Here is a 13,334-nt window from a genome sequence, read left to right as displayed (position 1 = left end):
CTGTCGGGTGCAGGCCACGCTCAGCCCAGCAGGCTGCGGCCGGCATCGGTCGAAAGGGCGTCGCGGGTCCGCTGTGGCAGCACGTGGTGGGGCAGGCCGCCCAGTCGCGCTTCGCTGTGGATGCCCGGTGCGTGGGTGCGTACGCCGCCGAAGACGGTGGCGAAGGCCACGTCCGCGGCATCGCGGCCGGTGGCCAGGCGCATCAGACCCATCGGGAGGGCGGTGCCGGAGGGGTCGAAGAGGTACCAGCGGTCGCCGAGGTAGGCCTCCACGTAGGCGTGGAAATCCGGCGGGCCCAGGGCGGGATCGGCGCCGTAGTCGGTCCCGGTGACGAAGCGGGCCGGAATGTTGAGGGCACGGCACAGCGCGATCATCAGATGGGCGAAGTCACGGCAGACGCCCACCCGTGACTGCAGGGTGTCGAGCGCCGAGGTGGCCGAATTCGAGGTGTTCGGTGCGAAGCGCATGTGCTGCTGCACCCAGGCCTGGATGGCCTGCACACGGCCGTGGCCCTGCCAGTGCCCGCCGAAGAGCTGGCAGGCCATGGCCGTGAGCTGGTCGGACTGGCAGTAGCGGCTGGGGTAGAGGTAGGGGATGGCCTCGGCCGGCAGGCGGCAGACCGGCACCTCGCCGACCTGGGCCGGATCCGCGCGGTGGTGCTCGATGTCGACACTCGCCGTGTAGTGCAGCAGCAGCTCGCCCGGCAGCGCGCGCAGCCGAAGGCTGCGGTTGCCGGTGGCCGGATCCAGGGCCATGCGTGGTGCGATGGGCTGGCTCAGCCGAAGGCTCTCGGACAGCACGGTCTGGCAGGCCGTGTTGGCGGCGTGGATGTGGAAGATGAAGTCGGCACCGTGGGCATCGATCTCGTAGCGCAGGTCGACGCGCAGGTCCATGCGCACCCCCGACCGGACACGGTCGAGGCTGCCCGGGGTCGGGCTGGGGGAAAGAAGGATCAAGGGGTCCAGTCGGCCGGGCCCGCTTCAAGGGCGGCCCCGCAAGCGCACCGGCGAGCCGGTGGGGTGGCGGCCGGACCTGCAGACGGCTTGGGCAGGCCGGCCGGCGGCCACGGCCCTCGGAAGACAGAGCCCCTGCTGCCGGCATGGGCCGGTTCGAGGCAAGGGCACGCGCAAATGTAGTCCCTGGGCTCACCAAGCCCCGCGGCGGGGCGTTCCGAGGTCGCAACAGCGTCTGGTCCGGGCCTCAGGCCGCGGTGCCGTCGTGCCTTCGGAACACATCCTGGCCGGCGTGACGCGTGCCGATCAGGCGGGCCACCAGCATCTCCCACATGCCCATGGCCTGACGGTGTTCCTCGTCGCTGTCGAACAGGACGCGCGCAGGCGGCTGGGGGAGGGTCTGGCGGATCTCGTCGCGGAGTTCGTCCCAGAGATTCATCGTGGTGGCCTCGCGGCAATCGGGAAGTGCCTGGACGCGCACGCAAAAAAGCCCCGGCGGGCGGGGCTTTCCGGACTTCACAGGGGCCGGAAGTCGGCGGCGGGTCGGGGTGGCGGAGAGAGCGGGATTCGAACCCGCGGTGGGCTGTTAACCCACACACGCTTTCCAGGCGTGCGACTTAAACCACTCATCCATCTCTCCGGGCCCCGGGGTGGGCCGCGCCCATCCCGGGAAGCCGCGCAGTCTAACCGACTGGCTTGTGGGCATGGGCTTGCAGTTGCGCCAGGGTCACGAAGGCCAGCGCGCGTTCGTGGGTGGCCTCCAGCACGACCGGCGGCGCGCAGCCGGCCTGCAAGGCTTCCTTCCAGCGCAGCACGCACAGGCACCAGCGGTCGCCGGGCTTGAGGCCGGCGAAGCGCCACTGCGGCCGCGGGGTGATCAGGTCGTTGCCGCGTTCGAGCGAGAAGGCCAGGAATTCGGCACTCACACGGGCGCAGAGCAGGTGCCGGCCACTGTCCTCGGGCGGCGCCTGGCAGCAGCCGTCGCGCAGGTAACCGGTCAGCGGGGCGTAGGAGCAGGCCTGCAGCGGGCCGCCCAGCACATTGCGGGCGAGCGCCATCGGGGCCTCGTGTTCGGGGGCTTGGCTCATCGGCGGGAAGGTGGGGACGGGCTCAGCGCGGGGCCGCGGGGGGCGGGGCGGTGGCCGGCCCCTGCTTGAGCAGGCCCATGGCCGTACCGATCAGGCCGGCCACTTCGCTCATGTTGCCGGGCACGATCATGGTGTTGTTGGTGCGCGCGAGCTGGGCGTAGGCCTCGACCGCGCGCTCGGCCACCTTGAGCTGCACCGCCTGCTCGCCGCCGGGCTCGCGGATGGCCGCGGCGATCTTGCGGATGGCTTCGGCCGAGGCCTCGGCGACGGCCGCAATGGCCGCGGCCTCGCCCTGGGCCTTGTTGATCTCGGCCTGCTTCTCGCCTTCGGAGCGGGCGATGAAGCTCTCGCGCTCGCCGGTGGCGATGTTGATCTGCTCCTGCTTGCGGCCCTCGGACGCGGCGATCAGGCCCCGCTTCTCGCGCTCGGCCGTGATCTGCTGCTGCATCGCGCGCAGGATCTCGGCCGGCGGCGTCAGGTCCTTGATCTCGTAGCGCAGCACCTTCACGCCCCAGTTCAGCGCGGCTTCGTCGAGCGCGCTGACGACGGCGCTGTTGATGGCCTCGCGCTCCTCGAAGGTCTTGTCCAGCTCCATCTTGCCGATCACGCTGCGCAGCGTGGTCTGGGCCAGCTGGGTGATCGCGGCGACATAGTTGCTGGAGCCATAGCTCGCCCGCATCGGGTCGGTCACCTGGAAATAGAGCACGCCGTCGACGGTGAGCTGGGTGTTGTCGCGGGTGATGCAGACCTGGCTGGGCACGTCGAGCGGGATCTCCTTGAGCGAATGCTTGTAGGCCAGGCGGTCGATGAAGGGCACCAGCAGGTTCAGGCCGGGGGTGAGCGTGGCGTGGTACTTCCCGAGCCGCTCGACGACCCAGGCGTTCTGCTGCGGCACGATGCGCAGCGACTGGCTGACGAAGACGATGACGGCGATCAGCAGGACAAAGGCGATGGCTTCCATGGGGCGGGCTCCGGGGCAGGGCGGGCGCGGTGGGGGCGCTGGCCGGGGGTCTTCAAGGCTGGGCGGCTTCGAGCACGAGGCGGTTGCCTTCGATGGCGACGATGACATGCCAGCCTGGCTGCGGCGCCGCCGGGCCGGCATGCCGGGCCTGCCAGCGCGCGCCGCGGTACTGCACCTCGGCCAGGCCCTGGGGCGACCAGGCCGGGACGTCGACCCGGCTGCCGAGGTCGAGGTTCATGTTGGCGTCCTGCGCGGCCGGAGGCCGGGGTCGGCGGCTGCGGACCTGGATCCATCCCGCCACCGCCAGGCCGCCCGTGGCCGCGGCGGCCAGCAACTGCCCGCTGAGCGCCAGGCCCAGCAGGGCGGCCAGCGCACCGGCGACGGCGCCCAGGGCCAACATCAGCAGGAAAAAGGTGCCGCTGCTCAGCTCGGCAATCACCAGCACGCCAGCCAGCACCCACCAGGCCGTGCTCGGGCTCCATCCACTGTCCATGGTCGGGGATTCCTTCAGGGGGAGGGGGACAAGGCGGGCCTGCCGCCTGCGGACGCAGTATGGCCCGCGGCGCGGGGCCGGTCCGGGGCAGAGGGGCAGGCCGGGTCTGTCACTCCGCCATCACGGGGCGTGGGGGGCCAGCCCCTACACTGACCTGCTGGGTCGCCCGACCCGTTTCCGAACCGCCCTTCCGACCCCTGCCGCCATGCTGCGTTTCCGCTTTCCCATCGTCATCATCGACGAGGACTACCGCTCGGACAACACCTCCGGCCTCGGCATCCGCGCGCTGGCCGATGCGATCGAGAAGGAGGGCATGGAAGTGCTCGGCGTCACCAGCTACGGTGACCTGAGCCAGTTCGCGCAGCAGCAGAGCCGGGCCAGCGCCTTCATCCTGTCCATCGACGACGAGGAGTTCAGCCAGGGCCCGGACCTCGACCCGGCCGTGCTGAGCCTGCGCAAGTTCATCGCCGAGATCCGCTTCCGCAACCCGGACATCCCGATCTACCTCTACGGCGAGACGCGCACCAGCCAGCACCTGCCCAACGATGTGCTGCGCGAACTGCACGGCTTCATCCACATGTTCGAGGACACGCCGGAGTTCGTGGCCCGCCACATCATCCGCGAGGCCAAGAGCTACCTCGACAGCCTGGCGCCGCCCTTCTTCAAGGCGCTGATGGACTATGCGCAGGACGGCTCCTACAGCTGGCACTGCCCGGGGCACTCCGGCGGCGTCGCCTTCCTGAAGAGCCCGGTCGGCCAGATGTTCCACCAGTTCTTCGGCGAGAACATGCTGCGCGCCGACGTCTGCAATGCCGTCGAGGAACTCGGCCAGCTGCTCGACCACACCGGCCCGATCGCGCAGAGCGAGAAGAACGCCGCGCGCATCTTCAATGCCGACCACTGCTTCTTCGTCACCAACGGCACCAGCACCAGCAACAAGATGGTCTGGCACCACACGGTGGCGCCGGGCGATGTGGTGGTGGTGGACCGCAACTGCCACAAGAGCATCCTGCACAGCATCATCATGACCGGCGCCGTGCCGGTCTTCCTGACGCCCACGCGCAACCATTACGGGATCATCGGCCCCATCCCCGAGAGCGAGTTCGAACCCGAGACCATCCGCCGCAAGGTCGCCGCCAACCCCCTGCTGCAGGGCGTGGACCCGGCGACCGTGAAGCCGCGCATCCTCACGCTCACGCAGAGCACCTACGACGGCGTGCTCTACAACACGGAGACGATCAAGGCCAAGCTCGACGGCTGGATCGACACCCTGCACTTCGACGAGGCCTGGCTGCCGCACGCAGCCTTCCATCCTTTCTACGGCAGCTTCCACGCCATGGGCAAGAACCGCCCGCGGCCCAAGCAGGCGGTGGTCTATGCCACGCAGTCCACCCACAAGCTGCTGGCCGGCCTCAGCCAGGCCAGCCAGGTGCTGGTGCAGGACGCGCAGCAGCAGAAGCTGGACCGCCACCTCTTCAACGAGGCCTACCTGATGCACACCAGCACCAGCCCGCAGTACGCCATCATCGCCAGCTGCGACGTGGCCGCCGCGATGATGGAGCCGCCCGCCGGCACGGCGCTGGTCGAGGAGAGCATCCGCGAGGCCCTGGACTTCCGTCGTGCCATGCGCAAGGTCGACTCGGAGTTCGGCCACGACTGGTGGTTCAAGGTCTGGGGCCCGGACGCCCTGGTCGACGAGGGCATCGGCCGCGCCGAGGGCTGGATGCTGCACGCCGACGAGGACTGGCATGGCTTCGGCCCGCTGGCTGCGGGCTTCAACATGCTCGACCCGATCAAGTCCACCCTGATCACGCCGGGCCTGGACATGGACGGCAAGTTCGCCGAGACCGGCATCCCGGCCTCCATCGTCACCAAGTTCCTGGCCGAGCATGGCGTGGTCGTCGAGAAGACCGGGCTCTACAGCTTCTTCATCATGTTCACCATCGGCATCACCAAGGGCCGCTGGAACACCCTGCTGACCGCGCTGCAGCAGTTCAAGGACGACTACGACCGCAACCAGCCGATGTGGCGCGTGCTGCCCGAGTTCGTCGCCAAGCACCCGCGCTACGAGCGCATGGGCCTGCGCGACCTCTGCCAGGCCATCCACGCCATGTATGCCCAGGGCGATATCGCGCGGCTGACCACCGAGATGTACCTGTCCGACCTGCAGCCTGCGATGAAGCCGGCCGATGCCTACGCGCGCATCGCGCACCGCGACACCGAGCGCGTGGAGATCGACCAGCTCGAAGGCCGCATCACCACCAGCCTGCTGACGCCCTATCCGCCGGGCATCCCGCTGCTGATCCCCGGCGAGCGCTTCAACAAGAAGATCGTCGACTACCTGCGCTTCGTGCGCCAGTTCAACGAAGCCTTCCCCGGCTTCGCGACCGACGTGCATGGCCTGGTCGAGGAAGAGGGCCCGGACGGCCGCAAGCACTACGGCGTCGACTGCGTCCGCAGCGCGGTCTGATCGGACGATGCGCGGGGAAGGCCCCGCGCACGCCGTTCACGCGCCTGGGGGCGTCTCCGGGGGCGCCGGCCGGCCCGTCAGCCAGCCCATCACACGCGCCCAGCGCGCCTGCCGGCGGCGGCGTGCCGCCTCGATGGCCTGCGCATTCGGCAGGTGGCGCACCTTGCGAACCCCGTAGCGCTTGTAGAGCTGCGACAGCGCCGTCTGTTTCAGGCAGCTGGACTTGTCCAGGCCGCGGGTCCGCCACTCTTCGTTCATCCAGTGGAAGACGTGCCAGTCCGGGTGGAAGGCGGGCTGGCCCTGGCTGTAGGTCGCCACGACGTCCCATTGGTCGACGTTGCTGAAGTTCGGCCGGATGTACCGGGACAGCCCGAAGCGCTCGATGCCTTCGTTCAGGATCTCGATCGGCAGCATCCAGTTGGTGTTCTCGGCATCGACGCAGGCCAGCGCGCGCTCGTAGCAGTAGCGCATCAGCTCGGAGCCTTTCGGGGCCTTCATCACATTGCCGACCACCGGCAGCACGTCATGCTCGCGGAAGGCGTATGCAGCCTGGACATCCAGGGTCTTCAGGCAGGTGACGTCCATGTCCGTCCACCAGCCGCCGACCTCATGCAGCAGCTTGTAGCGGAAGATGTCCGAGAAGCCGGCGTAGCTGCCCTTGCCGTGTCCCCACTGGTTGCGGTGCTTGTAGTTGAAGACCTGCTCGCGGGGGATGATCTCGCTGGCATCGCGAAGCTCGACGCCCGCTGGAGGATCCTGCGCCAGGACGTCGTAGTGCCAGAGGACGAAGCGATGACCGTGCGCCAGATAGGACCGCATGGTCAGCCATTCGATCGGGCTCAGCTGCGTCCCGATCCACATGCCATGCACCACAAGGTTGTCCGCCGTCATGACATGGGACCGGTTGTTTTCTTCTCGGAAGGGCGCGCAGGATAGCCCAGCCTCCCGGGGGCCGGGCAGGGATCCGAGCGGCGCGCCTGGAATCAGCCTTCGCTGGCTTCGAGGCCGCCCATCACCTGCCGGAAGCCGGCGTCCACATAGGTGATCTCGCCGGTCACGCCGCCGGCCAGATCGGACATCAGGAAGGCGACCACATTGCCGACGTCGTCGATGCTGACGTTGCGGCGCAGGGGGGCGGTCTGCTCGACCACGTCGAGGATCTTGCCGAAGCCCTTGATGCCGGAGGCGGCCAGCGTCTTGATGGGGCCGGCCGAGACCCCGTTGACGCGCACGCCGCGCGGGCCCAGGCCGGCGGCCAGGTAGCGCACGCTGGCTTCCAGCGAGGCCTTGGCCAGGCCCATGGTGTTGTAGTTGGGCACGGCGCGTTCGGCGCCCAGATAGCTCAGCGTGGTCAGGGCGGCCTGCGCGCTGAGCCGCGGCGCGGCGGCCTTGGCCATGGCGGGGAAGCTGTAGGACGAGATGTCGTGGGCGATGCGGAAGCCCTCGCGCGACAGGCCTTCCAGGAAATCGCCGGCAATGGCCTCCCGCGGTGCGAAACCGATCGAGTGCACGAAGCCGTCGAAGCTCGGCCAGGCCTCGCCCAGGTCGGCGAACAGCCGCTCGATCTGCGCGTCTTCGGCCACGTCGCAGTCAAACACCAGCGAGCTGCCGAACTCGGCTGCGAACTCGGTGATGCGCGACTTGAAGCGCTCGCCCTGGTAGCTGAAGGCCAGCTCGGCGCCCTCGCGGTGGCAGGCCCGGGCGATGCCGTAGGCGATGGAACGGTTGGACAGCAGTCCGGTGATCAGCAGCTTCTTGCCGGCGAGGAATCCCATGGTGTTCTCCTGGAGCCCGGGCCGCATCCGGAACGGCGCGGACCCTGGCGTTGGCGGCGGATTCTGTCACCGCCCGGGGTCTTGACACCCCGTCGCGCTTGCCGGTATGCGCGTTTGCGACTAGAATCCGCCTTTCGCTAGACCATGCCGATAGACAAGAAAGGGCGGGATTTCCAGCCCTTTTTTTGTGCGCGTGACCCGGCCAGCTCCCTGAAAACCAGGGGTGCCGAAGGGGATGCGGGCCTCGGCAGGCTCGGTCTGGCGACTTTCGGAGGGCCTTCCCGGCCCCGCAGGTCCGCGACGGTGGGGCGCCCAGGCGCCAGCCGGCGACGGTCGCAAGGCGCCGGGTCGGGTGGGACGCCGGGGGTCGCCGGCCGTCATGGTTTTTTGCTCCGCGAGGAGCCCGGATCACCCGCCCAAACGACTGCATGAACGGCCCTGTCGCCATCGAAACGACCGTCACCGGCCTCGGCTACGAGCTGGTCGAGATCGAACGCGCCGCCCAGGGCCTGCTGCGGATCACCATCGACCGTCTCCCTGGTCGCGCCTACCCCTCCGGTGGCGGCGAGTTCATCACCGTCGAGGACTGCGAGCTGGTCACCCGTCAGCTGCAGTACGTGCTGGAGGTCGAGGGGGTCGACTACCACCGGCTCGAGGTTTCCTCGCCGGGGCTGGACCGCCCGCTGAAGACCGATGCGCACTTCGCGCGCTTTGCCGGCGAACAGGTCCGCATCACGCTCAAGCAGCCCTTCCAGGGGCGCAAGCATTACGAAGGCCGTCTGGCCGCCGCCCCCGGGCCCGAGGCCGGCTGGGAGCTGCATTTCCACGACGGCAAGGCCGATCAGGTGCTCGGCTTCGCGCTGGCCGAGCTGCGCGAGGCGCGCCTGGTGCCGGTCATCGATTTCAAGGGGCGCAAGGCGCGCGGCACGCCGCCGCCCGCGCCCGTGCAGGAACACGGAGGTCACGAAGAATGAACCGCGAACTGTTGATGCTGGTGGACGCGATCTCGCGCGAGAAGAACGTCGATCGCGAGGTGGTGTTCGGCGCCGTCGAGCTGGCCCTGGCCTCGGCCAGCAAGAAGTTCCACGGTGCGGAAGTCGACATGCGGGTGTCGATCGACCGCGAGAACGGCAACTACGAGACCTTCCGCCGCTGGCTCGTCGTGCCCGACAGCGCCGGCCTGCAGAACCCCGACGCCGAAGAGCTGCTGTCCGACGCCCAGGACCGCATTCCCGACATCGAGGAAGGCGACTACATCGAGGAAACCGTCGAGTCGGTGCCCATCGGCCGCATCGGCGCCCAGGCGGCCAAGCAGGTCATCCTGCAGAAGATCCGCGATGCCGAGCGCGAGCAGCTGCTCAACGACTTCCTGTCGCGCGGCGACAAGGTCTTCGTCGGCACGGTCAAGCGCGCCGACAAGGGCGACCTGATCGTCGAGTCGGGCCGCGTCGAGGGCCGCCTGAAGCGCAGCGAGATGATCCCGAAGGAGAACCTGCGCACCGGCGACCGCGTGCGGGCCTTCATCGGCGAGGTCGACACCACCGTGCGCGGCCCGCAGATCATGCTGTCGCGCAGCTCGCCGGCCTTCATGATCGAGCTCTTCCGCCAGGAAGTGCCCGAGATCGAACAGGGCCTGCTGGAGATCAAGAGCTGCGCCCGCGACGCCGGCAGCCGCGCCAAGATCGCCGTGCTGTCGCATGACAAGCGGGTCGATCCGATCGGCACCTGTGTCGGCGTGCGTGGCTCGCGCGTGACCGCGGTCACCAATGAGCTGGCCGGCGAGCGGGTCGACATCGTGCTGTGGTCCGAGGACCCGGCGCAGTTCGTCATCGGCGCCCTGGCGCCGGCCAATGTCAGCTCCATCGTCGTCGACGAGGAGCGCCACGCCATGGACGTGGTGGTCGACGAGGAGAATCTCGCGATCGCCATCGGCCGCGGCGGGCAGAACGTGCGCCTGGCCAGCGAGCTCACCGGCTGGCGCATCAACATCATGACCGCCGAGGAATCCCAGGCCAAGCAGGCCGAGGAAGTCGACCACATCCGCGTGCTCTTCACCGAGAAGCTCGATGTGGACGCCGAGGTGGCTGACATCCTGATCGCCGAGGGCTTCACCAGCCTCGAGGAAGTGGCCTATGTGCCGCTGCAGGAAATGCTCGAAATCGAGGCCTTCGACGAGGACACCGTCAACGAACTGCGCACCCGGGCCAAGGATGCGCTGCTGACGATGGAGATCGCCAAGGAAGAGAAGCTGGAGGAGGTCTCCCAGGACCTCCGTGATCTCGACGGCCTGAGCGCTGAAATGATCGCCCAGCTGGCCGATGGCGGGATCCACACCCGCGACGACCTGGCCGACCTGGCCGTCGATGAACTGGTCGAGATGACCGGTGTCGACGAGGCCCAGGCCAAGGCGCTGATCATGAAGGCGCGCGAACACTGGTTCGACGTCTGAGCGCTGCCCGCGCCGCACGCCGCCCTTCATCGATCAAGCACGCAGAACACCAAGGATTTCGCCCATGGCAGTGACCACCGTCGCCCAGTTTGCCGCCGAGTTGAACCGTCCGGCCAACACCCTGCTGGAGCAGCTTCAGGCCGCCGGTGTGGCCAAGGGCTCCGTCAGCGACGTGCTCAACGAAGCCGACAAGGAGCGTCTGCTCGACTATTTGCGCCAGGCCCACGGCACCGCCGGCGGGGACCGCAAGAAGATCACGCTGACCCGCAAGTCCACCTCCGAGATCAAGCAGGCCGATGCCACGGGCAAGGCCCGCACGATCCAGGTCGAGGTGCGCAAGAAGCGTGTCTTCGTCAAGCGCGATGACGCGCCGGCCGATGCCGCAGGCCTGACGGCTGCCGAAGAGGCCGCCGAAGCCGAGCGCCAGGAAGCCGAAGCCCGCGCGGCCGCCGAGGCTGCTGCGGCCGAGGCCGAGCGCCGCGAGGCCCAGGCACGCGCCGAGGCCGAGGCCGCCGAGCGCGCCCGCCAGGAGGAAGCCGCCCGTCGTGCTGCGGCCGAGGCCGCCGAGCGCGCCGCCGCCGAGGCCGCCCGCCAGCAGCAGGCCGCCCAGGCCAGCCTGGCCGCCGAGCAGCAGGCCCAGGCGGTCGAGCAGCAGGAAGCCCAGGCTGCTGAACAGGCGGCCGCCGCGCGCCTGGCCGCCCGTGAGCGTGCGCTGGCCGAAGTCCATGCCGCACGCGCTGCCGCCGCCGGCCCGCTGAACCGCACGATGACGGCCGCGCCGGCACCGGCCCCCGCGCCGCTTGCGGCTCCGGCTCCCGCGGCAGAACCCGTGCCCGCGCCCGCGCCGGTCGCTTCCGCCCCGGCCACGCCCGCACCGGCTGCCGAGGCGCCTGTCGCCCCGAAGCCCACGCTGCGCGTGGTCAAGGCGGCTGACATCGAGGCCGAGGAGAAGGCCCGCCAGGCCGAGGCCGACAAGCGCCGCAAGGCCGCCGAGGCGGAAGCCGCGGCCATCCGCGCGATGATGTCCGCCCCCCGCAAGGTGTTGACGGCCAAGAAGCCGGAGGAGCCGCCGAAGCCTGCGGCCACCCCTGGCAAGGACGGCATCAAGGGCACGATCCACAAGCCGGCTGCCAAGCCGGGTGCACCGGGTGCCGGTGCGAACGCGGCCAAGCCGGGCGAGAAGAAATCGGTCAAGTCCGAGAAGCTTTCGTCGAGCTGGGCCGATGACGCGGCCAAGAAGCGCGCCGCGGCCGGCAAGGGCGGCGGCAACGGTCGCACCGACACCAGCCGCGGGGGCTGGAAGGCGCCGCGTGGCGGCCGCCGTGGCGAGCGGGGCGACAGCGAGTCGACTTTCGTCGCGCCGACCGAGGCCCAGGTCTACGAAGTCCACGTGCCCGAAACCATCTCGGTGGCCGACCTGGCCCACAAGATGTCGGTGAAGGCCAGCGAGGTCATCAAGAAGATGATGATGCTGGGCCAGATGGTCACCATCAACCAGCAGCTCGACCAGGAGACGGCGATGATCGTCGTCGAGGAAATGGGTCACAAGGCCTTCGCGGCCAAGCTCGACGACCCCGATGCCTTCCTGGAAGAGGAACACGCGGCGCAGAACGTCGAGGCGCTGCCGCGGCCCCCGGTCGTCACGGTCATGGGTCACGTCGACCACGGCAAGACCTCGCTGCTCGACCGCATCCGTGCGGCCCGCGTGGCGGCGGGCGAGGCCGGCGGCATCACCCAGCACATCGGCGCATACCACGTCGAGACCGAGCGGGGCGTGATCACCTTCCTCGACACCCCGGGCCACGAAGCCTTCACGGCCATGCGCGCCCGCGGTGCCAAGGCCACCGACATCGTCATCCTGGTGGTGGCGGCCGACGACGGCGTGATGCCGCAGACCAAGGAAGCCATCCACCACGCGAAGGCGGCCGGCGTGCCCATCGTCGTGGCGATGAACAAGATCGACAAGCCCGATGCCAACCTGGAACGCCTCAAGGGCGAGCTGGTGTCCGAGCAAGTCGTGCCCGAGGAATTCGGCGGCGAATCGCCTTTCGTGCCGGTGTCGGCCAAGACCGGTCTGGGCATCGACGAGCTGCTTGAACAGGTGCTGCTGCAGGCCGAGGTGCTGGAGCTCACCGCCCCGGTCGAGGCGCATGCCAAGGGCCTGGTGATCGAGGCCAAGCTCGACAAGGGCCGCGGCCCGGTCGCCACCGTGCTGGTGCAGAGCGGCACGCTGAAGAAGGGCGATGTGGTGCTGGCCGGCGCAAGCTACGGCCGCGTCCGCGCCATGATCGACGAGGACGGCAAGGCCACCGAGAGCGCCGGCCCCTCGATTCCGGTCGAGATCCAGGGCCTGACCGAAGTGCCGGCCGCCGGCGACGAGTTCATGGTGCTGGCCGACGAGCGCCGCGCCCGCGAGATCGCCACCTTCCGCCAGGGCAAGTACCGCGACGTGAAGCTGGCCAAGCAGCAGGCCGCCAAGCTCGAGAACATGTTCGAGAACCTCGGCCAGGGCGCCGCCCAGGTGCTGCCGCTGATCGTCAAGGCCGATGTGCAGGGCTCGCAGGAGGCGCTGGCCACCTCGCTGCTCAAGCTGTCGACGGCCGAGGTCAAGGTGCAGATCGTGCATGCCGCGGTGGGGGGCATCAGCGAGTCCGACGTCAACCTGGCGATCGCCTCCAAGGCGGTCATCATCGGCTTCAACACGCGGGCCGATGCCGGTGCGCGCAAGCTGGCCGAGGGCAATGGCGTCGACCTGCGCTACTACAACATCATTTACGACGCGGTCGACGAGATCAAGGCGGCGATGGGCGGCATGCTGGCGCCCGAGCAGCGCGAGGAAGTCATCGGCACGGCCGAGATCCGCACGGTCTTCGTCGCGTCCAAGATCGGCACGGTGGCGGGCTGCATGGTCACGCACGGCAAGGTCACGCGCAACGCGCGCTTCCGCCTGCTGCGCGAGAACGTGGTCATCTACACCGGCGAGCTCGATTCGCTCAAGCGCATGAAGGACGATGTGCGCGAAGTGGCCGAAGGTTTCGAGTGCGGCATCAAGCTCAAGAACTACAACGACATCAAGGAGCTGGACGTGCTGGAAATTTTCGAGATCAAGGAGATCGCGCGCACGCTCTGACCGCCTGCCGGTCGC

11 protein-coding genes and 1 tRNA gene are annotated in these 13,334 nt (G+C 69.1%); 4 read left to right on the top strand and 8 right to left on the bottom strand.

Annotated elements, in window-relative coordinates:
* Positions 1-20 precede the first annotated feature (20 nt).
* The 6 genes from H4F90_RS06290 to H4F90_RS06265 all read right to left on the bottom strand — a co-directional run bounded on the left by H4F90_RS06290 (position 21) and on the right by H4F90_RS06265 (position 3,495).
* Positions 21-893 carry a transglutaminase-like domain-containing protein gene (locus H4F90_RS06290; RefSeq protein WP_182662474.1) on the bottom strand — a complete coding sequence of 291 codons (873 nt, stop codon included), beginning with the start codon at positions 891-893 and terminating at the stop codon, positions 21-23.
* A 307-nt stretch (positions 894-1,200) separates the two neighbouring features.
* A complete protein-coding gene (locus H4F90_RS06285; protein WP_182662472.1) occupies positions 1,201-1,392 on the bottom strand; it encodes a hypothetical protein in 192 nt (63 codons plus the stop codon).
* A 110-nt stretch (positions 1,393-1,502) separates the two neighbouring features.
* Positions 1,503-1,593 (bottom strand) — tRNA-Ser (locus H4F90_RS06280).
* A 43-nt stretch (positions 1,594-1,636) separates the two neighbouring features.
* Positions 1,637-2,041, bottom strand: a complete 405-nt coding sequence (locus H4F90_RS06275; RefSeq protein WP_235971966.1) for a DUF2237 family protein — start codon at positions 2,039-2,041, stop codon at positions 1,637-1,639.
* Between the two features lie 22 nt (positions 2,042-2,063).
* Positions 2,064-3,002, bottom strand: coding sequence for an SPFH domain-containing protein (locus H4F90_RS06270; protein WP_182662470.1), 939 nt, complete (start codon positions 3,000-3,002; stop codon positions 2,064-2,066).
* A gap of 52 nt (positions 3,003-3,054) precedes the next feature.
* A complete protein-coding gene (locus H4F90_RS06265) occupies positions 3,055-3,495 on the bottom strand; it encodes an NfeD family protein (protein WP_182662468.1) in 441 nt (146 codons plus the stop codon).
* A 205-nt stretch (positions 3,496-3,700) separates the two neighbouring features.
* Between H4F90_RS06265 and H4F90_RS06260 the strand changes: the two genes are divergently transcribed.
* Entirely contained in the window at positions 3,701-5,965 is a 2,265-nt protein-coding gene (locus H4F90_RS06260; protein ID WP_182662466.1) for an arginine/lysine/ornithine decarboxylase, read from the top strand.
* Positions 5,966-6,001: 36 nt separating this feature from the next.
* On the opposite strand, the gene H4F90_RS06255 is transcribed toward H4F90_RS06260, so the two are convergent.
* Together H4F90_RS06255 and fabI are read right to left on the bottom strand one after the other, a co-directional pair.
* On the bottom strand, positions 6,002-6,856 hold the full coding sequence (locus H4F90_RS06255; RefSeq protein WP_182662464.1) for a glycosyltransferase: 855 nt from the start codon (positions 6,854-6,856) through the stop codon (positions 6,002-6,004).
* 92 nt (positions 6,857-6,948) lie between these two features.
* Entirely contained in the window at positions 6,949-7,740 is a 792-nt protein-coding gene (fabI, locus tag H4F90_RS06250) for an enoyl-ACP reductase FabI (protein WP_182662462.1), read from the bottom strand.
* A 428-nt stretch (positions 7,741-8,168) separates the two neighbouring features.
* Here fabI and rimP point away from each other — a divergent pair, with 428 nt between their 5' ends.
* The 3 genes from rimP (at position 8,169) to infB (ending at position 13,319) form a co-directional block, all read left to right on the top strand.
* A complete protein-coding gene (rimP, locus tag H4F90_RS06245) occupies positions 8,169-8,714 on the top strand; it encodes a ribosome maturation factor RimP (protein WP_182662461.1) in 546 nt (181 codons plus the stop codon).
* On the top strand, positions 8,711-10,189 hold the full coding sequence (gene nusA, locus H4F90_RS06240; protein WP_182662459.1) for a transcription termination factor NusA: 1,479 nt from the start codon (positions 8,711-8,713) through the stop codon (positions 10,187-10,189). The genes rimP and nusA overlap by 4 nt, the downstream gene beginning before the upstream one ends.
* A 64-nt stretch (positions 10,190-10,253) precedes the next feature.
* On the top strand, positions 10,254-13,319 hold the full coding sequence (gene infB, locus H4F90_RS06235; RefSeq protein WP_182662457.1) for a translation initiation factor IF-2: 3,066 nt from the start codon (positions 10,254-10,256) through the stop codon (positions 13,317-13,319).
* Positions 13,320-13,334 lie beyond the last annotated feature (15 nt).

Origin of the sequence: Aquariibacter albus (assembly GCF_014145335.1) — a bacterium.
Taxonomy (GTDB): Bacteria; Pseudomonadota; Gammaproteobacteria; order Burkholderiales; family Burkholderiaceae_C; genus Aquariibacter; species Aquariibacter albus.
Note: the sequence above shows the minus strand (reverse complement) of the source record. Positions and strands in the feature narration are given on the sequence as shown.